The following is a 26,035-nucleotide window of genomic DNA, read 5'->3' as shown; positions in this document are numbered from 1 at the left end:
CTTTTAAATTAATATGTCTTGTTGATTAAATAAAAATCAGCCAAAACGATAGCTGCCATAGCCTCAACAATAGGCACAGCTCTTGGTACTACACATGGATCATGACGTCCTTTTCCGGTCATTGGTGTAATATTACCTTTATTATCTAATGAATCCTGGGTCTGCATAATAGTTGCAACTGGTTTGAAAGCTACCCTGAAATAGATATCCATTCCGTTGCTGATTCCACCCTGAATTCCGCCTGAAAGATTCGTTTTTGTAGTTCCGTCTGGATTGTATAAATCATTATGCTGGCTTCCTTTCATTTCTGAACCTGAGAAACCACTTCCATATTCAAAACCTTTTACGGCATTGATTGAAAGCATAGCTTTACCTAATTCAGCATGTAGTTTATCAAAAACAGGCTCGCCCAGACCAACAGGAACGTTCTGAATTACACATGAAACTACTCCGCCGACAGTATCTCCCTGTTTACGGATATCACGAATATATTCTTCCATAATTGCCGCTGATTTCTCATCTGGACAACGTACAGGATTACTTTCTATTTTAGAGAAGTCCAATTCCTGATACGGTGTATCTAAATGAATTGGCCCTACCGATGAAACGTAGGCGTTAATTTTTATTTCCGGCAGCATTTGTTTTGCAATTGCTCCAGCTACTACCCTGCTTGCTGTTTCGCGTGCTGAACTTCTTCCTCCTCCGCGATAATCCCTGAAACCATATTTCTGATCATACACATAATCGGCATGACTTGGCCTGTAGTTGTCTTTTATATGTGAATAGTCATCTGATTTTTGATTGGTATTCGGAATAATAAATCCGATTGGAGTTCCGGTGGTTTTACCTTCAAAAATACCTGATAAAAACTGAACCGCATCCGGTTCTTTTCTTTGTGTTACAATTGCGGATTGTCCTGGTTTTCTTCTTGCCATATCCAATTCAATTGCTTCAAAATCAAGCTGAATTCCTGATGGACAACCGTCGATAATTCCGCCTAAAGCTTCCCCATGAGATTCTCCAAATGTGGTAACTTTATATAGTGTGCCGTAGCTGTTTCCTGCCATTATAATTAGTTTTGAGCAAATGTAAGTTTTATGAATTAAATTAAAAAATTTAAAATTAGTATTTGCCGCTGATCAATACCTTTAAAAAATCATAATTTATTAAAACTGAAGCTAATTTGATAACCTTTTGATAAAACAAAACCCGTTTTGGTTTACTTAATTTGCTAAACTTCAAATTGAGAAAAATTGAAAAAACGAAATGTAGAATTAGTCATCATTTCCGATGTGCATTTAGGAACTTACGGCAGCCATGCCAAAGAGTTAAACAATTACCTTTCAAGCATTAAACCCAAAACATTAGTTTTAAACGGTGACATCATTGATGCCTGGCAATTTAGAAAATCTTACTTTCCAAAATCACATTTAAAAGTCATTCAGCGAATTATCGGAATGGCCTCAAAAGGTACAAAAGTGTTCTATATCACCGGAAATCATGACGAAATCCTGAGAAAGTTCAGCGACATGAATATGGGGAATTTTTCTTTGGTAGATAAATTAGTTTTAGAATTAGACAATAAAAAAGCATGGATTTTTCATGGAGACGTTTTTGATGCATCGGTACAACACTCAAAATGGATTGCAAAATTAGGAGGACTTGGTTATGACTATTTAATATTGTGCAATCGATTTGCAAATTGGTGCCTGGCGAAATTAGGAAGAGAACCTTATTCTTTTTCGAAAAAAATAAAAGCCAGTGTAAAAAAAGCAGTCAAATTTATTTCTGACTTTGAAACAACTGCTACTGATCTGGCAATAGAAAAAAAATACGATTATGTTATCTGCGGACATATTCATGAACCTAAAATTATTGAAAAAGAGAACAAATATGGCTCAACCTTATATTTAAATTCAGGAGACTGGATTGAAAATTTAACAGCTTTGGAATATCATAAAAAACGCTGGAAATTATTCTCTTATTCTAATGCAGAGTTTGCAGAAACCGACGAAAATCTTTTTGAAATGGAAGATATTTTAACTTCTCAATTACTTACTTCAATTATAAATACAAAGTAACCTTTTCAATTTTAACAACTTACTCAATACTTATAAAAAAAAAGAGTACTTTTTATTAAAACATGGGAATTACATAACAATTTTTAACAATTTTATACGTTTTGAATGTACAGTAATTATAATTTTGAAAAAAATTAATAACCATTTTATTTTTATGAAAAAGATCATTTTATCTGCCATCATGCTATTAGGATTAGCATTTACGGCACAATCACAAGAAATTTCCAAACACGCATTAGGATTACGTCTGGGAGACAATAACGGATTTGGAGGGGAAATATCATATCAATTAGGACTAAACCAAAAAAACAGACTAGAATTCGATTTAGGCTGGAGAGATCACAGATATGTAGATGCTATTAAAGGAGTAGCACTTTATCAATGGGTATGGAACATTGAAGGAGGTTTTAACTGGTATGCCGGTGTTGGTGGTGGTATTGCTGCCTGGGATTATGATTATAATGGACCTGGACCCGATTATGATGACAGTGGAACATATGTTTTTGCAGCTGGTGATATCGGTATAGAATACAGATTTAAAGAATTCCCTCTTACCTTATCATTTGATGCCAGACCAGAAATTGGATCAGGATATTATGATGATGACAACTTTGGTTTTGATGTTGGGTTTGGAGCAAGATTCAGATTCTAAATAAAATACATCTTACTTTATAAAAAAAAAATCCAGCCGCTATAAAAAACAGCTGGATTTTTTTTATTTAATAATTATTTCTTTTTTAGAATGTATTTTTACAACCGTATAAGGATAACTAATTACCTGCATCACCATAGCGTCTTTAGCAGGAGCATTTTCTTTCACAGTAATAATAATATTTTTATCCGTTTCTTCAACCTTTTCAACTTCTATCGAATAACCTCCGGTATTTTTTTCTCCCATATTCAGAATCACATAATTAGAAGTACTAATATCATTGTGTTTCATTTTATCCTTTAAAAGAGGATCGTTCAGAAGCATCATGATTTCATTTGGCTCACTTAAGATCTCAAAAAATTTGATATTTCCTCCTCCATCAGGCTGCACAGTTAAAATTTCATACAATGCCATATTGGAATCTGATGTTTTTTTTGCTCCGCAGGAAATCAAAATAAAAACTGTTAAAACCGAAATTACTTTTTTCATTTACCGTTTATTTTAGAGGTTGATTCTATTCTTTATAATCGTCTATTGCTTTTTGATATAAGGCTTCATATATAGGTAATATGTTTTTAATGTCAAATTTTTTTGCAACTTCTAATGCATTGTCTTTAAACTCTTTTAAAACGTTGTCGTCCTTAAGAATTTTAATAGCGTTTGCAGCCATTTCATCAACATTACCAACATCGCTCAAATATCCTGAAACACCATCAAAATTTACTTCTGGCAAACCTCCGGAATTGCTCGAAATTACCGGAACCCCACAAGCCATTGCTTCTAAAGCTGCCAAACCAAAACTTTCTGTTTCTGATGGCAGTAAAAACAAATCGGTCAAAAGTAGAATTTTATCAATTTCATTACTGTTCCCAAAGAAAATTACCTTATCCTGAATTCCTAATTCCTGACATAAAATCTCTGCATTTTCTTTTTCAGGTCCGTCCCCAACCATCATCAGTTTTGCAGGCATTTCTTTTTGAATATGATAGAAAATTTTAATAATATCGGGAATTCTTTTTACTTTTCTAAAGTTACTAATGTGTGTGATAATGCGTTCATTTTCATTTGCCATAACACTTCGATGACAAGGAGCTGCAGGATCTTTAACCACTTTATCCAATTCAATAAAATTTGGAATTACCTTAATTTTATTTTTGATTTTGAATAATTTCAACGTATCATCTTTCAGACTTTGCGAAACCGAAGTCACATAATCTGATTTATTGATACTGAAAGTTACTGCCGGTTTATAAAAAGGATGATTCCCTACCAATGTGATATCAGTTCCGTGAAGCGTTGTAACCATCGGAAGATTAATACCTTCATTTTTCAGCATTTGCTTCGCCATATAACCCGCATAAGCATGAGGAATAGCATAATGCACATGCAGCAGTTCAATCTTATATAATTTTACCATATCAACTAATTTGCTTGACAAAGCCAATTCATAAGGCTGATAATGAAAAAGTGGATATTCAGGAACATTTACTTCGTGATAATGAACATTCGGATTCAAAAGTGCCAAACGTACAGGCTGGCTGTAAGTAATAAAATGGATTTCGTGTCCGCGTCTGGCCAATTCAAGACCTAATTCTGTGGCTACTACCCCACTACCGCCAAATGTAGGATAACAAACTATAGCTATTTTCATGTATTAAATTTAATGCTACGAAAGTACTCAAAAATCACGTTTAATTGAAGCTTTGGAATGTTAGATTTTTTGTAAATTCAGATTAATTCTGTTCAACAATCTGACAACGGATAATTCATAATTTTACTTTTCAGGAGCAGAAATATTTCATTTACCACACGACCAGTCCCGCTCTCCGTTATATCTTTTATGGCGAACCCCGCCACAAAAGGATATCACTCCCATCGGGGCCAGATTAGAGTTTTTCGTTTTCATAAGAACATTTTATTTTGATACTTTCAATTTTAAACATCATTCGTAAAAGTCAATTCATTAAAATCTGGAATTTCACCTATAATTCCATTATTCCAGCTTGTAAAGACAAAATCCTCAACTTCCTGAAGATTACTAATTACAATATCTGTTTCTTCAATAAAAGCTAAAATTCCTGTATACCCCAGAACTGTTGCACTTGTATGCAAATATGATGCACAAAACCCGTTTATTCTAATAGTCCAGAAATCCGAACTGTGTGAAAGTGCAAATTCAAGACCGTTTCTTAGTCCGCTTTTCCAAACATTGAAACCTTGATATCTGACATCCATCAAATCTGTATAATATTTATAACCTGAATAATCTTCTATAATTTCATTTCCAGTTTCATTCTTTTGAATATGTAAATTTACAAGTGCAAAATACAATCTCCCATTTTAACCTTTTCCCATCTAAAATTCTGATTAGAAATATTCATTATTTCATTTATAAATTATTTATCTTAAAATTAAAAAAAACAAAAAAGGCATAAAAACTAAATTTTATGCCTACTCAAATATACTATAAATTTTTCTTAGAAAAATCTGCTGTGCCAACTGTCAGCTGCTGGAACTTCCCATGATTCATTAAATTCTTCGATATTATTTACCAGGTTATTAAATACAATTGTATTTTCAGAAACCGATTTGTCTTTTACCATTTTCTTAAAATCAATCAATGGTTTATGGGCGATGTGCTCCCCAAGTTTAAAAGTAACGTTCATTTTATCCAGTAAACCAACGTTATATTTCTTCTCCAAACTTTGAATAAATTCTACGGAACTATCAATAGAACATCCAGTAGCAGACTGAACTTCCTGATTAACTGCTAATATGATAAATCGGTTGTATTTAAGCAAAAAAGAGGCTTCAAGACTTGTTCCGTGTGCAGCCCATTGTTCTACAAATGATTTCAAATCAGTTTCGATTTCAGAAAATTCTTCCTCAGAAAATTTTCTGTTCGATTGATAAATCCAGACTCTGGACTCACCAGGTAAATTTTCAAAAGGTATATACATTTTTTAATTTTTCTTTTAGTTAAATTGTTTCAGGTTTCAGGTTTAAATTTTCAAAGTCAAAACCCTTGTTCCTTTGCATCTTTACTTACAGATCTTGCGCATTTGCAATCAACTCTGCAATATCCATTACTTTAACTTGTCCTTCTTTTTCTTTGTTTTTGATCCCATCCGTTAACATGGTATTACAGAATGGACAACCAGCTGCTATAATATCAGGCTGGGTTTCAAGTGCATCTTCGGTTCTTTCGATATTCACTTCTTTGTTACCCGGCTCAGCATCTTTAAACATTTGCGCGCCTCCGGCTCCACAGCATAACCCATTTGCTTTCGAACGCTTCATTTCTACTAATTCAATATCCAGTTTCTGAATCAAATCCCTTGGCGCTTCATAAACCTTGTTGGCTCTTCCTAAATAACAAGGATCGTGAAAAGTTATTTTCTTTCCTTTGAATTGACCGCCTTCAACAGTTAGTCTTCCGTCATCAATCAATGATTTTAAAAACTCCGTATGGTGAATAACTTCGTAATTCCCTCCTAATTCGGGATATTCATTTTTTAAAGTATTAAAACAATGCGGACATGCCGTAACTATTTTTTTAGCTTCATATGCGTTTAAAACCTCGATATTCATCATTGCCTGCATTTGAAACAAAAACTCATTTCCGGCTCTTTTAGCAGGATCACCTGTACAGCTTTCTTCTGTACCAAGTACTGCAAAAGAAACGTTTGTACGATTTAGAATTCGCACAAAAGCTTTTGTGATTTTTTTTGCCCTATCATCAAAACTTCCTGCACAACCAACCCAAAACAACACTTCGGGCTGTTTTCCTTCGGCTAGCATCTCTGCCATTGTTGGTACTACTAAACTTTCTGACATTTCTTTATTTGTTAAATCGGTTAATCATTAATTTGGTTAATCATTTTAAAGACTAACCTTCACAATAAAAACCTCACTATATTTTATTTAATCATTCAAAAGGTTAACAAATTAACCTGTTAAACTTTTTAATTCTCGTTTTTCCAGTTCAATCGGTCTTGCTGGCTGTATTGCCAAGGCGCACCATTGTTTTCAATATTGCTCATCATCGCATTTAACGACATCGGAGCTGCACTTTGTTCCATCACCAGATAACGGCGCATATCCATAATAATAGACAACGGACTAATATTTACCGGACATTCTTCAACGCAGGCATTACAAGATGTACAAGCCCACAATTCTTCGGGAGTTATGTAATCGTTCAGTAATGTTTTATTATCAGGGACAAAAACGCCTTTATTAGCATCGATATTTTTCCCTACTTCCTGCAAACGGTCTCTCGTATCCATCATAATTTTACGGGGAGACAATTTTTTACCGGTCTGATTTGCCGGACATGCAGAGGTACAACGACCGCATTCAGTACACGTATATGCATTTAATAATTGTACCCAGTTTAAATCCTGAACATCACTTGCACCAAATTTTGCAGGAACAGTATTTTCGTCTACAGGAGCAGCTGCAAAAGGATCAGCATTTGGGTCCATCATCAGCTTAACTTCTTTAGTAACGGATGCCAGATTATCAAATTGTCCTTTTGGTTTTAAGTCGGCGAAATACGTATTTGGAAATGCCAAAATAATATGCAGGTGTTTTGACAAGTATAAATAGTTCATGAAACACAAAATACCAACAATATGCAACCACCAGAAAATTTCAAACAGTAATATTACCAATTCGTTTGACATTCCATTAAAAACAGGTGCTATAAACTGACTTATTGGGAAACTTCCTGCTTTATGAAAAACTCCACCCGGAACATTTTGTAAATGCAGATCAGAAGCGTTCATCAATAAAAACAAAATCATGAGAACGGTTTCAAAGTACAAAATGTAATTCGCATCATTTTTAGGAAAACCACTTAAATCCGAATGTATGAAACGTTTCAGTCTAATTAGGTTTCTTCTAATCCAGAAAACCGTTACAGAAAAAATCACAAGTATTGCTAATATTTCAAAAGAAGCTATTAAAACATCATAAGCTCTCCCTAAATAAGGTGCAAAAATTCTATGCGTACCAAAGAGTCCATCAATAATAATTTCAAGTAATTCGATATTGATAATTATAAATCCAACATATACAAAAATATGAAGTACTCCTGCTATAGGTCGTTTTACCATTTTAGATTGTCCAAGCGCAATCATGGCCATGTTTGTCCAGCGTGCTTTAGGATTGTCTTTTCTGTCTACGTTAACACCTAAATTAATATTTCGGATTATTTTCTTTACTCCTGAAGCAAAAAAAACAAAACCGGCTATTAGTATTATAGCAAATACAATATTATCAAGATAGCTCATTGCTGTTATTTTTTAGTCGTCGGATTTTCCTCTTCTTTTGGAGCTACATAAGGTTTGTTTTTCTTTCCAAAAACAGAAACGTTTACGTAGCGTGTTGGATTAAGACGCACATCCTGCAACAATAACTCTAACTCTTTTGAAGTTTTAGATAAATTATTATACAAGGCATCATCATTTAATAATTTCCCGGCAGTTCCTTTTCCTGAGTTTAAATTACTCATAATGCCATCTACTTTTGCTAATGTCTGGTTTAAGTTTCTAACCGTTTTGCCTAAATCGGCTTTGTTTAAAGAATCTGATATTTTATTGAAATTACTTGACATTTTATTAAAATTTGTCACAACTCCGTTAATCTGACCTTTGTTTGTGTCCAGAATAGAATTAAGACTACCTGAGGCTCTATGAAATTGCTCCATTGTCTGACTTAATTCAGATAATGACTTTTTTAGATCTTCCTGCCCTTTTTTATCCAAAACATTGTTTAATCCGGAAACCAGCGTATTAATATTAGCAAGCATCAGATCTAATTTGTGCTGGATAGGCTCAATTTTACCTCCTAAAGATTCTGTTAATCCTAACTCAACTGTTGACTCAAGACTCTGTCCATCTTCAGCAGGAGTTTTGTCTGCTAAATTTGGAATAATTTTGATTTGCTTCCCTCCAATCAAACTTGGGGAATACAAAGAAGCTTTACTCGTTTTAGAAATTGGAAAATCAGTTTTTAGCTGAAGTTCTACTAATAATTTACCTGTTGTTTCATTGATTGTAATTTTATTTACTTTACCAATTACAAGACCGTTTAATGTAACCGGTGCTGTAGAAGCCAGATCTTCAACATTATCGTATTCTACATATAATGTTTTGTAGTTCGTAAAAAGATCTTTGCCTTTTAAAAAACTATAACCCCAAATAAATAATAAAATTGACGCAATGACTAAAATAGCCGTTTTAATTTCTCTTGTTAGTTTCAAAATTGTAAGTGTTTGTACAAAATTAATATAAATATTCGAACTTACCAGTATTATTTGATAGCGTCCTGAATACTGATTTTTTCACCGTTTTTAGTTGCCACTAAAAAAGAAGCGCCATAACCTTTACTTTTAGCTTCTTGCAGATATTTTTTAGCCAATTCGTAATCTGAGGTTTCCTGATAAAAATATTTATAAATATTGTTTTCATAAATCATCGTTACGTTTTTCAAACCTTTAAAATTTTTAGGTTCTAATGGTGTTTTTTTTATGCTGGCAATGAGTTGTATCTTAAAAAAAGTTCCTTTAGGAGTATCCCTAACTACTTTTGGAGCAGCTTCAACTGTTTTTGGTTTAACAGGAACAGAAGTGTCTTTTGCCGGCTTCACATCATTTACTTCAGGTGCTCCCGTTCCAAAATACTCTCTTTTATAACTCAAAATCGCCTGAGCGATTGCTTCAGCAATATCATTTTGACCAGCCTCGGAATTAAGTATATCTCCTTCGGTAGGATTAGACACAAATCCTGTTTCTACTAAAACCCTTGGCATATAAGCTTTATGTAGCACCATAAATGGAGCTTGTTTTACACCCCCATGACGAAGTTTTTTTCCTAATTTTTCAAAATTATCTTCAATTTTGCTGGCTAATGAGATACTATTATCTAAATATTCTTCCTGCATTAGCATCATTGCTGTCATCGATTCAGGAGAATTAGGATCAAAGCCCTCGTATTTACGTTTATAATCCTTTTCCAAAGTAATAACAGAGTTTTCTTTTTTAGCGGCTTCCAGATTAGATGCTAATTTTGTCAAACCCATTACATATGTTTCTGTACCATCTGCAGCGGTATTTTTATTTGCATTACAGTGTATAGAAACAAAAATATTAGAGTTGGCCCTGTTGGCAATATTCGCTCTTTCAACTAAATCTATAAAAACATCTGTTTTTCGGGTATAAATAACATGAACATTCGGGCTAGCTTCCAATATTTTTCCCACTTTAAGCACAATAGCCAAAGCAATATTTTTTTCAATACGACCACTATAAACAGCACCAAAATCATGATCTCCATGTCCTGCATCAAGGGTTACTTTAAAAACGTTAGACTGAGAGTAAGCACAAAAAGATGTTATGGTCAGAAATAAAATGAATATTAGTTTCGTTTTGTTAAAAATGTTCATAAATCTAAAAGTTAATTTTAATAAAATGCAAAGCTATAATTTTTACAATTGATTATTTTTGCCAAAAAATTATATGTAAGTTTGACATGTCAAAAAACAAGCCATAATTTTACAAAAATAGCATTAAAACCTTTGCATACAAACTTATTTAATATCGTTTTATTATCATTTTTCCTAACATTAGGATATGGTAAATTATATTCTCAGGATATAAAACCTAAAAAAAATACAGTACCCTCTGAAAAACAAACTGATAAAACAAAAAAAGCGACTGCAGATACCGCAAAGACTATAACGGATACAATCAGACTGGACACTGTTAAAACTAAAAAACCCTTTCTGGACGGAATAGTAAAACGTACAGCAAAAGGGTATCAAAAAATAGACAAAAAAAAGAATACCCTGACACTTTACGATGAAGCTGAATTATTCTATAAAGATATTGAGCTAAAATCCGGTATCATTGTTCTTGACATAGATAAAGATGAAGTATATGCCGGAAGAATAAAAGATTCTGCAGGTGTCCTGATACAATATCCTAATTTCAAACAAGGCTCAAATGAGGTTCAGCCAGATTCAATTCGCTTTAATTTTAAAACTAAAAAAGCTCTAATTTATAATTCAAGAACCGAACAGGGAGAATTTAAAATAAAAGCACAAATAACCAAAAAAGAAAATGACTCTGTTTACTTTTTAAAGGGAGCCCGTTTTACAACTTCTACAGATGTTGACAACCCTGAATATTATTTTAGAACCAGCAGAGTGAAATTTGTTCCTGGAAAAAAAGTAGTAGTCGGATTAACTAATATGGTTATTGCAGACGTACCTACACCTCTAGCACTCCCTTATGCCTATTTTCCTATGAGTCAGGAAAAAAGTGTCTCGGGCATCATAATACCAAGTTATAACGACTCTAATACCAGAGGTTTTTCATTACAAAACGGAGGTTATTATTTTGCTTTAAGTGATAATTACGATTTAACAGCTTTAGGTGATTATTATACAAATGGTAGCTATGCCATGCGTTTTGAATCTTCATATGCCACAAGATACAAGTATAGAGGAAACGTCAACTTCAGGTTTGAGAATTTAATTACAAGCGAGAGAGGCTATCCTGATTATTCAAAACAGAACATTTACAATATCCAGTGGTCACACTCAAAAGATTCAAAGTCTAATCCTAATTCCAGTTTTTCTGCTTCTGTGAATATGGGAAGCAGTAAATATTTCAAGCAATCCATTAATCAGGCTAATATTGGTTCAAGCCTGAATAACACACTTAGCTCATCTATTTCCTGGAATAAAACTTTTAATACAATTCCGCAGGCAAGAATAGCCTTAACAGCAACACATTCCCAAAACACACAAACAGAACAGATCAACATGACTTTACCATCCTTACAGGGAAGTATTGATCGTATATATCCTTTTGTTGGCAAAGATGGTGTAAAAAAAGGATTGATCAAAAACATCAACTTACAATACAATGTGAGCGGTAAAAACAGTTTTGTAACAACCGATTCTCTATTTTTTAAGCCTCAAATGTTTGAGAATGCACAAATTGGAATGCAGCACAGTATCCCTCTCAGTACCAACTTTAAAATATTTAAATATTTTAGCGCCAGTGCCTCTACGAATTATCAGGAAACCTGGGTAACAAAAACAATTAACCGATTTTATGACAACAACATAAATACAGTTGTAGACAAAACAGTAAATGGTTTCGATGCCTTTAGAACATACAACTTCAGTTCAAGCTTAGGAACCACTATCTATGGTACTTTTAAATTTGGAGAGACTAAGAAAATACAGGCTATACGCCACGTCATGCGTCCATCGTTTTCATATTCATACACCCCAAGTTTTGAAAAATATTATGACACTTATGCCATAGATGCCACTGGCACAACTTATAAAGATTATACCCGATTTGAAAATGGAGTCTATGGACAGCCCGGAAAATCTAACTCAAACATAATAGGATTTGATTTAAGCAACACTTTTGAAGCGAAAGTAACTGACAAAGACAGTACTAAAACAGAACCTAAAAAGATGATGCTTTTAAATAATCTAAATTTTAGCACCAGCTATAATTTTAATGCTGACGGAAAAACGACATTTGCTCTTGAACCAGTCCGTGTTAGCGGGGGAACTCAATTATTTGAAAACAAAATGAATGTTAATTTTGCAGCCACACTAAATCCGTATGCAATTGATAATTCAGGTCAGCAAATAAATGAATTCAACATCAACAACGGTGGAAGTTTATTTAGAATGACAAGTGCTAATATGACTTTGAATTATTCATTTTCAAATAAAAATGACAAGAAGGAAGAAAATAAACAAAGTGAGCGAAACGGTGGTCGTAGTGACGATTTATTTGGAACTAATACTGACCTTAATGATACCCGAAAAAGTCAATTTGCCGAAGAAGATTCTGAAAATGTAATTACCGAATTTTTTAATTCGAAACTTCCCTGGGACATGACTATGGCTTATTCCTTAACTTACTCCAATACAAACAGAGAAAATAAAATCACAGGAAATTCTATCATGGTTTCTGCAAATATGGACATTACCCCTAAATGGAAGGGCGGGATCTCAACTGGTTATGATTTTGTACAAAAAGGGGTCACTTTTACACAATTACGTTTTGAAAGAGATTTACTAAGCTGGAGGATGTCGTTTAACTGGACGCCTCTTGGCACTTATTCAAACTGGAATTTCTTTATCGGAATAAAATCCGGAATGCTTAGCGATATTAAATGGGATAAAAGAAGCAATACGAACAGATAAATTCCTACTTACAATTTTAATATTTTATGAGATATGAAAAAAATAATCTTTACCGACAAAGCACCTGCTCCTATCGGACCTTATAATCAGGCTATACTATCTGGAAATACATTGTATGCATCCGGACAAATAGCGATAAACCCATCAACAGGAGAATTGATTACAGCAAACATTAACGACGAAACACATCAGGTTATGCAAAATATTGCGGCTATTTTAGAAGCTGCAGACATGACTTTTGAGAATGTTGTAAAAGCTTCTATCTTCATAATGGATATGAATAATTTTGCTGCAATAAACACAGTTTACGGATCCTATTTTAATGAAAAAACCGCTCCAGCGCGTGAAACGGTTCAGGTGGCTTGTTTGCCAAAAAATGTTAATGTCGAGATTTCTATAATTGCAGAGCTATAGCGTCTAATAATAATTGTGCCGTTGCTTCATTAGTTGCCAGCGGCACATTATGCACATCACAAACTCTGATAAGCATATTAATATCCGCCTCATGAGGATGACTCGACAAAGGGTCCTTAAAAAAGAAAACCATATGTGTTAAGCCTTCTGCTACTCTTCCTGCTATTTGTGCATCACCTCCTAACGGTCCCGAAAGCATTCGTCTTGTTTTAAAACCTGCTGCTTCCGCTTTTCCTCCGGTAGTGCCTGTACCTATTAAACTTATATTTTCATTTTGCAGAACCTCAGTATTTTTAATTAAAAAATTAATCAAATCTGCTTTTTTACCATCATGCGCAATAATTGCAATTTCCATTCAGATTCTTTTATTTATTAGCAACGTGATACGCAATAAGGCCGTCAATTGGACGTCTTAAAACATTACCTAATTTAAGTTCGTATTTATCAAATATCTCCTGTAGTTCATCTTTTAAATAAAAAGCTATAGAGCCAACAAAATGAACAGGAACTTCTTTGCAATTATCATATTGCCTAATATAGTTTTTAACGAACGATTTCATTCCTTTGAAAATGATTTTTCTGCAAAAATCGGAATCTTTGTGCTGAATCAGAAATTTAGCAAATGTTGCCAGATAAGCATTTGGATTTGGTTCTTTATACAATTTGTTTTTGATGTAATCTGCATCTAAATTATATTCTTTTTCAAACTCAACAGCCAGTTCTTTAGGCATCTTATTGAAATAATACTTTCTGATCAATTCTTTTCCAAACACATTCCCACTGCAATCATCCATCGCAATGTAACCTAATGATTGTACTTTTTGATGTAAAATTTTACCATCGTAATAACTACAATTAGATCCTGTTCCTAAAATACTAACAATCGCTTCTTCTCCTTTTGGTGTAGTTGCATACACTGCAGCATAAGTGTCTTCGTGAACCTCTACAATAGCATTTTCAAAATACTCCCTGAATACCTGAGATAAAGATTTTTGCATTCTATCAGTACCACATCCTGCTCCATAAAAGAACAAATGAGTAGCTTCTTTTCTATTTTGTGAAATATCAAAACGATCATTTACTCTTTCGATAATTTCAGGACCATCAAGAATTTCAGGGTTTAGCCCTAAAGTTTGCGTTGTGAATAACACTTTCCCACTATCATCAATTGCAATCCAGTCAGCTTTGGTAGATCCACTATCAACTATTAATTTCATGTTAGTTTAGTTTTTTAATTAGTTTCTTTAATTAAAAGTGTGTTTTTTACATTAATTAAAGAGGTAACAAAATAAGAAATCCCGTTATTTGGAAATAACGGGATTTTCTCACTCTATAAAATATTATTTTAAACCTGCGATATGCACAGATAAATCAATTAATTTGCTAGAATATCCGTACTCATTATCGTACCATGATACTAATTTAAAGAAAGTTGAATTTAATCCAATTCCGGCAGTTGCATCAACAATTGAGGTTCTTTTGTCAGAAATAAAATCCTGAGAAACAACCGCATCCTCAGTATATCCTAAAATACCTTTTAGTTCATTTTCCGAAGCTTTCTTCAAAACAGCCATAATTTCTTCGTATGAAGTTTCTTTAGCTAATTTTACAGTTAAATCTACTGTAGAAACGTCAGCAGTAGGAACGCGGAAAGCCATACCTGTTAATTTTCCATTCAAAGAAGGGATAACTTTTCCAACCGCTTTTGCAGCACCTGTTGAAGAAGGAATGATGTTTATTGCAGCTGCGCGCCCACCTCTCCAGTCTTTTCTAGAAGGTCCGTCAGCTGTCATTTGAGTTGAAGTTGTAGCATGAACAGTAGTCATTAAACCTTCAACGATTCCAAAATTATCATTAATAACTTTAGCTAAAGGAGCTAAACAGTTTGTAGTACAAGAAGCATTAGAAACAACTAAATCAGAAGCTTTTGCAGTTTCATGATTAACACCCATTACAAACATTGGAGCATCTGCAGAAGGAGCAGAAATTATTACTTTTTTAGCACCACCTTTTAAGTGCTCGCTTGCAGTTTCGATTGTTGTGAAAATACCAGTACATTCAGCAACTACATCTACATCAACTTCATTCCATTTTAAGTCAGCAGGGTTTCTTTCAGCAGTAATACGGATATTTCTTCCGTTTACGTAAAGTTTTCCTTCTTTAACTTCTACAGTTCCGTCGAAACGACCGTGTACTGAATCATATTTCAATAAATAAGCTAAATGATCTACATCTAATAAGTCATTGATTGCAACAACTTCTACGTTATCCCTGTTGAAAGATTCTCTAAAAACGATTCTTCCAATACGTCCAAATCCGTTTATTCCTAATTTTACTTTTGACATTTTACTCGATTTTGTTTTTGTTCTTATTTTACTAATTTAAAGTTTAATTTTCTCACTATAAACTTCGTTTCTTTTATGTTGACATGATATCAGAAACTCTTAACAGTTCCATGTCAATCTCTGATTTTCCTTTAATTGCTTGTTCTAATGGAGTCAAAGTAACTTTATCTTGCTGCAGACCAACCATATAATTTGATTTACCATCTAGTAATGATTCTACCGCTTTTACTCCTAAACGGCTTGCAAGAACACGATCAAAACATGAAGGAGAACCACCGCGCTGCATATGCCCGAGAACCGAAACACGCACATCATACTCAGGCAGATTAGCTTCAACATAATCTTTTAGTTCGAATACGTTTTTACCAATTTTATCGCCTTCTGCAATAACTACTATACTTGATGATTTTCCTGAAGCCTTACTTTTTTGAAGAGAGTCTAAAAGCCTTTCAAGACCTAAATCTTCTTCAGGAATAAGAATTTCTTCAGCACCTGCACCTATACCTGCATTAAGTGCAATATGCCCTGCATCTCTCCCCATAACCTCTACAAAAAACAATCGGTTATGTGAACTTGCGGTATCTCTAATTTTATCAATACAATCTACAACTGTATTAAGGGCTGTATCATAACCTAAGGTATGACTAGTCCCGAAAATATCATTATCAATTGTACCCGGAATACCCATTACAGGAAAACCATATTCAGAATTAAAAATCAATCCTCCGGTAAAACTTCCATCTCCTCCAATAACTACAAGAGCGTCAACACCTGCTTTTACAAGATTATCGTAAGCTTTTTTTCTACCTTCAGGCGTTCTGAATTCAACTGAGCGTGCCGATTTTAAAATCGTCCCTCCTTTGTTTACAATATTATTTACACTTCGTGGTCCCATCTCTTTGAAGTCTCCTTCAATCATTCCCTGATACCCCCTATAAATTCCCAAACATTCTATATTATGATAAGCGCATGTTCGAACAACTGATCGTATTGCTGCATTCATTCCTGGTGAGTCCCCTCCTGAGGTAAGAACACCTACTTTTTTTATTGTTTTTGGCATTATTTAAGTATTAAAGTGTAAAATTAGCAAACATTCATCACTTTTCAGTTGATGATTATAATAAATTAGTAAAAACCACTAAATTCAAACGTTTTCGGTTAATAAGTTTTTAGATACCTAAAAATTCATTAAAAATAATAAAAGTAGTCTTTTTTAATTAATAATGTAAAATTAACATTCGGTAAATCAAGTGTTATAAAATTTTACAATTATGATAATTTATAAAAACTCGCAAATATTAATACGATCACAAAAAAGTAATATTAGATAATTTTAGTTAGAAATCATTATCAGGGATTAGTCCCTGGTTGTTGTTGTTTTGTTGAGGCTTTTTCTCATCTTCCTTCTTGTCAGATTTCTTTTTATCTTTTTCAGCTTCTTTTTTAGCGTTTGTAAAATTTATATAATCCGGATTCAGACTAGAATCCTGTATATCATTTGTGCTTTTACTTGGTTTTCCTAATTTACTCTTCTTGAAAATTTTATTAACTAATTCACTAAAAGTATCAAAATCTACTTCATAGCTAATACCAACACCCTGAGTGTATCCAATTCCCTGTCCCACGTAACTAATATCGTTTTCCTTATTAAACAAACGCAAGTTTGCAGTCCCGTCTTCATTAATACGGTATTGTACTTCAATATCGCCTACAATTGCCGATTCATTTATACCGCCTACAGGCACTCCAACTTTTCCATTAATAGTAATACGCTCATTAATTTGTGATGACACAGTTGCTACTACCTGACCGTCAGCCTCCTGTCCTATACGCCTGTCTGCTGAAATATAATTAAATCCAACATTTATTTTATCATTATCAGACTTAATTATATCTCCCAATAAACTTGAAGCTGTTTCTGCAAATGTGCCTGACAAATCTCCCTGGCTAAAACCATCTGTACTCATAAAAGAGCCTGTAGACAATAAATATAAAGCCTGAGTCTGACGAATATCTTTATCATCCAGTTTATATTGTATTTCTGATTTCAAAACACTGCTTACCGAAGGAAACTGAATATCAAAATTAGGTTCAGGACTCGCTAAATCCCCTCTTAAACCAATTACAACTTCTACAGGTACTTTTTTATTGAATGAAGAATTTTCCAATAATACTGCAGGATTTGCTATTGTTCTATATACAGCTTCTAAATTTAATTGTGCCCTCATAGGATTACCTTCCCAAATAATAGAACCTCCTTTTCTAACAGCAAATTTTTTATCTATTAATCCGCCGTATTTAAAATTATAAGTTCCTTCATAAGCCTGAAAATCTCCCCACATATTAAACTTACCTAGTGTATTGATTTTAAACAGCAGTGATCCATATCCTTTACCTTTCATACCGTGTCCTGAATCCCTGTCCAAAATCACCTCTATTTCTGCATCAGGAGTAATATCAAAATCAAATTCCAATTCAAGACCATTGTAGTTTTTTGTTCTCTCAACGATACCATTGGCTAAATTGTATTTTTCCTTAGGTGTTATAAAATGGATGAAACTTTTTTCACCTACACTTTGTACGTTACTGATTGGTATTTTTATCTGTGTGTCTTTATCAGATTTCGCATCAACTTTAATAAACAGTGCTTCCGTAGGCCCTTTTATACTTGCCGTACCATTAATAAATGCTGTTCCAAAATAAGCAGCATCATCACTGTCTTTTGTATCTAATGCCAGCAATCGTTTTGAAGTTATTGTTAAATCTAATTTCCAGTCTCCAAAGTTCTTATGTTCAATACTTCCGTTTAACAAACCTTTAGTTCTAAACTTAGTATCTGTCAGCTGATTGTTCCTAAAAAGAAATTTTTCGTCTGTTAAATCTACAACTGTCCGATTGTTTAATTCATAATCTGTATTAAGGTAAGTAACAGTCATACCTGCTTTTTCTACGTAAAGCCTTCCATTGATTTCCGGTTTTTTGAGATTACCTGCTATGGCTGCATTCCCGGAAACACTTCCTCTTATATTCGATAAAACATTTCCTCCTATGGTTCCTAAGGTAGCCAGATTAAAACCGTCAAGTTTTAATTTCAAATCTAAAATTGTTTCCTTATTCTGAATGGCAAAATTTCCTTCTGCACTGAAAGATTGTGTGAAATTATTTTCGATTGAAGAATTTATAGTAAATTTTTTAAACGTTTCATCTCCTGAAATATCAAATTTTAATGTTCCTAAATCAATTTTATTTAAATTTAAATGATCAATTTCAATAGATGCTGTAGGCTGATAGATATTTTTATTCTGCTTATAATTTATGCTTCCGTTCAAATTACCGTTAACCACAAACTTGTTATTTAAAGGTGTTATCTTATTAATATCAACATCTTCAAAATTCAGCGCCAGGTCTTTATAATCATTTCCTTTTATAACTCCATTTAAATCGATTTTTTGATTTTCATGTGATAGTATAATATTATCGATAGTGAAATTTTTAAACTTTTTATCAAAAACTACCTTATTATCATCTTGTTCATCTTCATTTAAATACCATAAATAGTCTTTAAATTTCATTTCTGATTTATGAATTCCAACAATATTATTTTTGTTCTTATCTATAGTATGGTATAAATTCAAATTAAAATAATCTTCACCTTTATTACCTCCTTTAAATTCAGAACGAACGAACAATGTATCTTTTGATGTTACATTAATCAAATTAAAATCACGGATCTTGTAGTAGGGAGTTTTGATACTATCTAATTCGACAAAAGCATTATATAGCGGATTCTTGTTATCAATATTAATTCGTACATTATCGAATGTGTTTTTTGAAGCCTTAATTTTTTTGGAATTAAATCTAAACTTAAACTCTTGTTTATCAGAATCAATCTTACCTCGCAGCACTGTACTAGAATCAATTTCAATATTCGGATACAGCATTTCTACAACTTTATTGTAAACATGGAAATTAAAACGCAAAAACTGCCCTTTTTTAACTTTATAGGGCTTATAATTCGTATAAAGACTTCCAACTGAATTCATGACCAATTTATCTAACTGATCAAATTGAAATTTACCTACAATCTTACCATTTACAACATCAGTGGAATTAACGGTAATTGTGCGCAATTTATCTGAATCAAAACTTGAATTTACCGTTATTTCATCAAAAACATAGGTTGATTTCGGGTTTTGGTAGACAGCATCTTTTATATAAATATTCCCGTGTAAGCTTTGCAGGGAATTTCCGCTAACCTGAACAATTGCATCCCCTGTAAAACTTGAGATCGAATCATTTACAAATTTTAATTTTCGCAGATCTGAATTTTCTACATTAATATGAAAATCATATTTATTCTCGCGTTTGCTCAAATCAACCAAACCATCAAATGACAAGTTTAAATTAGGATCATTAACAGAAACCTGTCCTTTATAATAAGGCAGCTTAAAATTACCATTTACAACAATATTATTATAAGTATATTTATTGTAATCCAGTTTAGCAATATCACCTTTTACAATAGTGTTAAGATATTTTTTTGAAAAACCAACTCCGTCAACATTTAAATTTAAAGTGGTTTTGCCAATATCTTTTCTTTTTAATAAAGCACCAATATTAAAATTATCCAAAACAATATTTCCTGAATATGAAGCTTTATCAATAAAATCCATATTATTTATATTCAGTTCGGCTTGTCCATTGCCTAAATCAGTCGCTATTTTAAATTTTGTTTCTAAGTCAGTGGTTGAAACTTTTACTGTACCCACAATATTAAATTTACCAATTCTTTGAAGTTCTTTGGGTAATTTTTTACCTAAAATATTAGGCAGTAAAACAGCTAAATTATCATAACTGGAAATCAGTTTGTCGAATTTTCCAGTCATAGAAAATTTTTGAGTTTTCTTTCCCAAAAGATTTTTAAAATTAATGTTTCCAACTATTCTTGTCCCGTTTTTATCACTTAATCTCAGATTATTTAAGTTCAGGTTGTTTAGTGGGCCTTGTATTTTAGTCCGGATTTTAAAATGCTGGTTTTTTCCTAATCCGCTATAAAAATGGTGTATATCATTTGATGCCAGTGAAGCCGAATCTAACGCAACATCAAATCTTACTTTATCAGTAAATTCTAAAAAGTCTTTAACATTATAATTTAAAATTGCCTTGCCGTAAATATTAGATCTTTTAGTTGTTATGGCTAAATTTTCAAGCTTAATTTGTTTTTTAGTATAACTAAACTTAGAACTCAGGTTTGTCACATAAAGACCTCTGTGATCCAGAAAAGAAAACCTATGAATATTGGTGTTTATTTCAGAACCATATATTTTAAAATCACTGATATAAGTATTAAGTTTTTTAAAATCTATAATCTTAGGTGTATTTTTATTTTCGTCAATTGCAGAAAATGCTCCTTGCGAAATATAGGCATTCTTAGCTGTCAGCAAAAAGTGTTTTTTTGATTTTGTTGGTTTCCCTGATTCAAATAGCCGGATGAATACATTAATATTGTTTTCATCTTCATTTTTGTAGGTTTTTAGATTAAAAATCAAGCCAGTCAAACGAACGTCTCCAAAAATCAAATCACCATCAATCAATCTGGTTACACTTAAAATATCAGTGGTAATAATGTCAGAATAGATTAGAGTTTTTTTGTGATGATCCAGAATCAATACTTTTTTAAGTTTGACACCGCCAAAAGCGTTTATTGCCACTTTGTCAATACTTATATTTGTCTTAAAATCGGTATTGAGTCTTTGAGCAATATAATGTGCAATTTGGGTTTGCACCACTGGTAAAGACAAGGTAATTGCAAATACCAGTATAAGTAAGAGTAACCCCATAAGGGTTCTTGATATTATTTTCTTTACTTTTTTGATAGCTGCTTTTATTTTAGTTTACTTTTAAATTTATTTTGAACAGACAAAGAACGACTGTTTTTGATAAAAATTCTTTAATTTTGGCTCCTCTTTTACAATTAAAGAAGTTAAAAATTTGATTTGTCAAATATAATTCAAAATTTGTGCCTTTATATGCAAAATTCAGAGGTTTTTATTCTTGCCATCGAAAGTTCCTGCGATGATACTGCCGCCGCGGTTTTACATAACGACAAAGTACTGTCAAATGTTGTGGCAAATCAGTTAATTCACAATCAATATGGCGGTGTTGTTCCTGAACTCGCTTCCAGGGCACATCAACAAAATATCGTGCCCGTAATTGATGCTGCACTACGCAAAGCTAATATACAAAAAGAACAATTAACAGCTATTGCTTTTACACAAGGACCGGGTTTAATGGGTTCTTTGTTAGTTGGAAGTTCTTTTAGTAAGTCATTATCTCTTGCTTTAAAAATTCCGTTGATTGCTGTTAATCATATGCATGCACATATTTTAGCCCATTTTATAGATGAAGAAGGTTTTGACAAACCCGAGTTTCCTTTTTTAGCCTTAACTATCAGCGGCGGACATACTCAAATTGTAAAAGTGAATGGCTTTTTTGATATGGAAATTATTGGAGAAACTACAGATGATGCTGTTGGAGAAGCTTTTGACAAAAGTGCCAAAATCCTTGGACTTCCTTATCCGGGAGGCCCTTTGATTGACAAATATGCTAAAGAAGGAAACCCAAAAGCCTTTTCGTTTACAAAACCAAAAGTTCCCGGTTTGGATTTTAGTTTTTCCGGACTAAAAACGGCTATTTTATATTTTATACAAAAGAACAAGCAGACAAATCCAAATTTCATCGAAGAAAACCTAAATGATATTTGTGCGTCTATTCAATATACTATTATCGAAATTTTAATGGATAAATTAAAATTAGCAGTAAAAGAAACCGGAATTAAACAAATTGCTATTGGCGGAGGAGTTTCGGCAAATTCCGGAATCAGAATGCGACTTAAAGAAAGTGAAGGTAAATATGGCTGGAAAACTTTCGTTCCAAAATTCGAGTATACAACAGATAATGCCGCAATGATTGGAATTGTTGGTTATCAAAAATATTTATCAAATCGTTTTGAAGATTCTTCTGTAGTTTCTAAAGCACGAATTCAATTTTAATTATGCAATTATTTTATAATCCGAATATAGATGAGACGACTGAAACTTTTTCTTTTGATAAAGAAGAAAGCCGTCATATCATAAAGGTTTTACGAAAAAAAGATGCAGATATCCTGTATGTTACAAACGGTTTGGGATTATTGTTTGAAACCGAAATTACGCTTGCTTCAGATAATAAATGTATTGTAGAAGTTCGTTCCATACAAAAATCTACAGAACCAAAATTTTATTTGCATTTAGCTGTTGCTCCAACAAAAATGAATGATCGTTTTGAATGGTTTCTGGAAAAAGCTACCGAAATTGGAATCCAGGAAATAACACCAATCATCTGCGACCGGTCTGAAAGAAAAGTCATAAATAAAGAACGATTTGAGAAAATTATTCTTTCGGCAATGAAACAATCCAACGAAACTTATTTGCCGAAATTAAACGAAGCTGTTTCATTTAAAGAATTCCTCAAACAAAAAAATGAAGGATTACAGTTCATAGCACATTGCGAAGAAACAGATAAAAAATCGCTGAAAGAAGCATTAAAACAAAACCAAAATGTAACACTTTTGATTGGTCCGGAAGGAGATTTTTCTGAAAAAGAAATTGCATTGGCTCTTGAAAATAAATTTCAGCCTGTTACGTTGGGAAATACCCGTTTACGAACAGAAACTGCTGCCGTAGTAGCCTGTCATAGTGTTGTTTTTTTTAATGAATAATATTAATCAAAGTTAGTTTTATTATCCTAAATTAAGTTAGTTTTGTCATTTCGGCTTTTTCGGGAGAAATCACACTAGAAACTCCACAAAGTATGTTTCCAATCTTTGTCAAATCCCGTGTGTGATTGCTTCGTCTGTTCGCTATCGCTCGGGTCTCCTTCGTCGAAATGACAAAAGAGTCTTAAATTTTTTAAAAAAACTATTCGATAATTTATAGCCTTATGAGAAAAATATTTTTTCTGTTCTTATTAGTTTCCATTTCCTGCTTTTCACAAGAAATTGCTCTACTAAAATATAATGGTGGCGGAGACTGGTATGCAAATCCTACCTCCTTACCTAATTTAATCCGTTTTTGTAATTCAAACATTCAAACACAAATAAAGGCAAAACCTTCAACAGTTGAACCAGGCAATCCTGATTTGCTTTCGTATCCTTTTGTACACATGACAGGACATGGAAATGTTGTTTTTAGCGATGCTGATATAAACAATCTCAGAAATTATTTAAATGGTGGCGGTTTTCTTCACATAGATGACAATTATGGAATGGATCACTATATTAGAAAAGAAATCAAAAAAATATTTCCGAATAACAATTTAGTCGAAATTCCGGCAAATCATCCCATTTTTCAAAAACCTTTTCCTTTTCCTAGCGGACTGCCAAAAATTCATGAACATGATGCCAAAAGACCTCAGGCATTTGGAGTTTTTGTAGAAAACAAGCTTGTTCTGCTTTATACTTATGAATGTGATCTTGGTGATGGATGGGAAGATCCCGAAGTAAATAATGACCCGGTAGAAGTGCGTCAAAAAGCATTAAAAATGGGCGCTAACATCATCAATTATATTTTCACCAATTAATCTCCAAGAAGTGCAGCTTACTCACGAAGAAAATCAATTTGAAAGGAAAACATTTCCCATAACCCTTGTTTGCGATCATATCTACTTTCAGCAAAATATTGGTTCTCTTTTTAGAATTAGTGAAGCTTTTGGAGTCGAAAACATCATCTTTTTAGGGAAAGATATTCCATTAACTCCCAGAAAAATTAACAAAACTTCAAGAAGTACCCACCTTCATGTTCCTCATACTGTAGTAGAAGAAACAGCTGAATTAATTGATTATTTAATCGAAAATGAATTTGAAATTATTGCTTTAGAAATTGCAAGTGACAGCAAGCCATTAAAGGAAGTTGTAATTCCTGAAAACAAAAAAATTGCAGTTATAATAGGAAGCGAAATTAACGGAATCAGTAACGAACTTCTAAAAATTTCACATCAAATTGTTCATATTAACATGTTTGGAAACAATAGTAGTATGAATGTCTCTCAAGCTACCAGCATAATTTTGTACGAATTAACTTCTAAATAAAAAATTTAACTTTTTATAAGAACTAGACTACATAAGGGTTTGTAAAATTCTAGTAAACAAATTGTTATGAAAATTTTGCTAAATCTATTTTTTGTTATAAAATTGCGTTAATATTTAACCGAATAACAATTTTATAACAAAAACCCCTTTTATCATGAAAAAAATTCTTTTTTCCGCAATTACAGCTTTAATGCTGTTTTCCTGTCAAAATGACCAGGCAGAATCTTCAGATTCAAATTCGAATTTAAATGCAGTTTCGAGACGTGGATGCGCATCACAACAAGTTTTTGAAGCACAGTTAAAAGCTGATCCTACACTGGCTCTCAGAATGAATGAAATTGAAAACTTTACAAAGAAAAGTATTTTGACAAACCGTTTAGTAAATGGTAAAATCGAAATTCCGGTTGTCGTTAATGTATTATACAGAACTACAGCCCAAAATATTTCTTTGGCCCAAATTCAATCCCAAATTGACGTTCTAAACAAAGATTTCAATGCCCTGAATTCAGATTACAACAATGTCCCTGCTCTTTTTTCAGGTGTAAAAGCCAATGTAGGAATAACATTTGTTTTAGAGCAGGTAATTAGAAAATCAACTACCAAAACTCAATGGGGAACAAACGATGCCATGAAAAAAACTGCTCAGGGCGGTATTGCCCCAACATCACCAACAACAAAACTTAATTTATGGTCATGTGTTATTGGTAATGATATCCTTGGCTATGCCCAATTCCCGGGTGGACCATCTTCAACAGACGGTGTTGTGATTGACTATAGATTTTTTGGATTGTCCGGTGCTGCTAATGCTCCTTTCAATTTAGGAAGAACGGGAACTCACGAAGTAGGCCACTGGATGAATTTACGCCATATTTGGGGAGATGCAACTTGCGGAAGCGATTTAGTTTCTGATACTCCAACCCATAATGAAGAAAATTATGGTGTACCAGCTTATCCACATTACAGTACATGCTCCGGTACACCTGTAGAAATGACGATGAACTACATGGATTACACTAATGATAATGCCATGTATATGTTTACCAATGGACAAAAAAGCAGAATGGCAGCCATCTTTACTTCCGGAGGTCCAAGAGCTGCTTTTGGAATTTAAAAATTCTTAAGATTTTAATGATTAAAGCGGGATTATTCTATCTCGCTTTTTTTATTACAC

The 26,035-nt window shown here is 33.0% G+C and carries 23 protein-coding genes; 9 read left to right on the top strand and 14 right to left on the bottom strand.

Annotated features, from left to right (window positions below; all coding sequences use genetic code 11):
• Positions 1 to 8 precede the first annotated feature (8 nt).
• Positions 9 to 1,067 (bottom strand): chorismate synthase, encoded by a 1,059-nt coding sequence (aroC, locus tag GXM16_RS21735; protein ID WP_163396599.1) that lies wholly within the window; start codon positions 1,065 to 1,067, stop codon positions 9 to 11.
• A 186-nt stretch (positions 1,068 to 1,253) separates the two neighbouring features.
• Here aroC and GXM16_RS21730 point away from each other — a divergent pair, with 186 nt between their 5' ends.
• A complete protein-coding gene (locus GXM16_RS21730; RefSeq protein ID WP_163396598.1) occupies positions 1,254 to 2,081 on the top strand; it encodes a UDP-2,3-diacylglucosamine diphosphatase in 828 nt (275 codons plus the stop codon).
• Between the two features lie 154 nt (positions 2,082 to 2,235).
• Positions 2,236 to 2,733, top strand: a complete 498-nt coding sequence (locus tag GXM16_RS21725; RefSeq protein ID WP_163396597.1) for a hypothetical protein — start codon at positions 2,236 to 2,238, stop codon at positions 2,731 to 2,733.
• A gap of 63 nt (positions 2,734 to 2,796) precedes the next feature.
• Here GXM16_RS21725 and GXM16_RS21720 read toward each other — a convergent pair whose 3' ends face one another.
• The 8 genes from GXM16_RS21720 to GXM16_RS21685 form a co-directional block, all read right to left on the bottom strand.
• Positions 2,797 to 3,222 (bottom strand): protease complex subunit PrcB family protein, encoded by a 426-nt coding sequence (locus GXM16_RS21720; RefSeq protein WP_163396596.1) that lies wholly within the window; start codon positions 3,220 to 3,222, stop codon positions 2,797 to 2,799.
• A 25-nt stretch (positions 3,223 to 3,247) separates the two neighbouring features.
• Complete coding sequence (gene bshA, locus GXM16_RS21715; RefSeq protein ID WP_163396595.1) at positions 3,248 to 4,384, bottom strand: N-acetyl-alpha-D-glucosaminyl L-malate synthase BshA; 1,137 nt, start codon at positions 4,382 to 4,384, stop codon at positions 3,248 to 3,250.
• A 284-nt stretch (positions 4,385 to 4,668) separates the two neighbouring features.
• Positions 4,669 to 5,064 carry a hypothetical protein gene (locus tag GXM16_RS21710; RefSeq protein WP_163396594.1) on the bottom strand — a complete coding sequence of 132 codons (396 nt, stop codon included), beginning with the start codon at positions 5,062 to 5,064 and terminating at the stop codon, positions 4,669 to 4,671.
• A 146-nt stretch (positions 5,065 to 5,210) separates the two neighbouring features.
• Entirely contained in the window at positions 5,211 to 5,693 is a 483-nt protein-coding gene (locus GXM16_RS21705; RefSeq protein WP_163396593.1) for an ABC transporter ATPase, read from the bottom strand.
• An 85-nt stretch (positions 5,694 to 5,778) separates the two neighbouring features.
• Entirely contained in the window at positions 5,779 to 6,570 is a 792-nt protein-coding gene (locus GXM16_RS21700) for a (Fe-S)-binding protein (protein ID WP_163396592.1), read from the bottom strand.
• Positions 6,571 to 6,698: 128 nt separating this feature from the next.
• Positions 6,699 to 8,030, bottom strand: a complete 1,332-nt coding sequence (locus tag GXM16_RS21695; protein ID WP_163396591.1) for a 4Fe-4S dicluster domain-containing protein — start codon at positions 8,028 to 8,030, stop codon at positions 6,699 to 6,701.
• Positions 8,031 to 8,035: 5 nt separating this feature from the next.
• Positions 8,036 to 9,001: an MlaD family protein gene (locus GXM16_RS21690; RefSeq protein ID WP_163396590.1), complete on the bottom strand. Its 966-nt coding sequence runs from the start codon at positions 8,999 to 9,001 to the stop codon at positions 8,036 to 8,038.
• A gap of 50 nt (positions 9,002 to 9,051) precedes the next feature.
• Entirely contained in the window at positions 9,052 to 10,182 is a 1,131-nt protein-coding gene (locus tag GXM16_RS21685; RefSeq protein ID WP_163396589.1) for an N-acetylmuramoyl-L-alanine amidase family protein, read from the bottom strand.
• Positions 10,183 to 10,263: 81 nt separating this feature from the next.
• On the opposite strand from GXM16_RS21685, the gene GXM16_RS21680 reads away from it, so the two are divergent.
• On the top strand, positions 10,264 to 12,978 hold the full coding sequence (locus GXM16_RS21680) for a putative LPS assembly protein LptD (protein WP_167519883.1): 2,715 nt from the start codon (positions 10,264 to 10,266) through the stop codon (positions 12,976 to 12,978).
• A gap of 33 nt (positions 12,979 to 13,011) precedes the next feature.
• Positions 13,012 to 13,392 carry a RidA family protein gene (locus GXM16_RS21675; protein ID WP_163396587.1) on the top strand — a complete coding sequence of 127 codons (381 nt, stop codon included), beginning with the start codon at positions 13,012 to 13,014 and terminating at the stop codon, positions 13,390 to 13,392.
• On the opposite strand, the gene GXM16_RS21670 is transcribed toward GXM16_RS21675, so the two are convergent.
• From GXM16_RS21670 to GXM16_RS21650, 5 genes are all read right to left on the bottom strand, one after another.
• Positions 13,373 to 13,747, bottom strand: coding sequence for a methylglyoxal synthase (locus GXM16_RS21670; protein WP_163396586.1), 375 nt, complete (start codon positions 13,745 to 13,747; stop codon positions 13,373 to 13,375). The genes GXM16_RS21675 and GXM16_RS21670 overlap by 20 nt on opposite strands.
• A gap of 10 nt (positions 13,748 to 13,757) precedes the next feature.
• Entirely contained in the window at positions 13,758 to 14,609 is an 852-nt protein-coding gene (locus tag GXM16_RS21665; protein ID WP_163396585.1) for an N-acetylglucosamine kinase, read from the bottom strand.
• 123 nt (positions 14,610 to 14,732) lie between these two features.
• Positions 14,733 to 15,737, bottom strand: coding sequence for a type I glyceraldehyde-3-phosphate dehydrogenase (gene gap / locus GXM16_RS21660; protein WP_163396584.1), 1,005 nt, complete (start codon positions 15,735 to 15,737; stop codon positions 14,733 to 14,735).
• Between the two features lie 73 nt (positions 15,738 to 15,810).
• Positions 15,811 to 16,797, bottom strand: coding sequence for a 6-phosphofructokinase (pfkA, locus tag GXM16_RS21655; protein WP_163396583.1), 987 nt, complete (start codon positions 16,795 to 16,797; stop codon positions 15,811 to 15,813).
• Positions 16,798 to 17,074: 277 nt separating this feature from the next.
• Complete coding sequence (locus tag GXM16_RS21650) at positions 17,075 to 21,577, bottom strand: translocation/assembly module TamB domain-containing protein (RefSeq protein WP_167519882.1); 4,503 nt, start codon at positions 21,575 to 21,577, stop codon at positions 17,075 to 17,077.
• Positions 21,578 to 21,766: 189 nt separating this feature from the next.
• Here GXM16_RS21650 and tsaD point away from each other — a divergent pair, with 189 nt between their 5' ends.
• From tsaD to GXM16_RS21625, 5 genes are all read left to right on the top strand, one after another.
• A complete protein-coding gene (tsaD, locus tag GXM16_RS21645) occupies positions 21,767 to 22,789 on the top strand; it encodes a tRNA (adenosine(37)-N6)-threonylcarbamoyltransferase complex transferase subunit TsaD (RefSeq protein ID WP_163396582.1) in 1,023 nt (340 codons plus the stop codon).
• 2 nt (positions 22,790 to 22,791) lie between these two features.
• The gene (locus GXM16_RS21640) at positions 22,792 to 23,496 is read left to right on the top strand and encodes a 16S rRNA (uracil(1498)-N(3))-methyltransferase (protein WP_163396581.1); all 705 of its coding nucleotides are present in this window, start codon (positions 22,792 to 22,794) and stop codon (positions 23,494 to 23,496) included.
• A 221-nt stretch (positions 23,497 to 23,717) separates the two neighbouring features.
• Entirely contained in the window at positions 23,718 to 24,356 is a 639-nt protein-coding gene (locus GXM16_RS21635; protein WP_163396580.1) for a DUF4159 domain-containing protein, read from the top strand.
• 10 nt (positions 24,357 to 24,366) lie between these two features.
• Positions 24,367 to 24,864, top strand: a complete 498-nt coding sequence (locus GXM16_RS21630) for a TrmH family RNA methyltransferase (protein WP_163396579.1) — start codon at positions 24,367 to 24,369, stop codon at positions 24,862 to 24,864.
• A 154-nt stretch (positions 24,865 to 25,018) separates the two neighbouring features.
• Entirely contained in the window at positions 25,019 to 25,975 is a 957-nt protein-coding gene (locus tag GXM16_RS21625) for a zinc metalloprotease (RefSeq protein WP_163396578.1), read from the top strand.
• Positions 25,976 to 26,035 lie beyond the last annotated feature (60 nt).

The sequence above is a fragment of the Flavobacterium limi genome, from assembly GCF_010645075.1.
In the GTDB taxonomy this organism is placed as follows: Bacteria; Bacteroidota; Bacteroidia; order Flavobacteriales; family Flavobacteriaceae; genus Flavobacterium; species Flavobacterium limi.
This window is presented reverse-complemented; position numbering and strand designations above follow the sequence as displayed.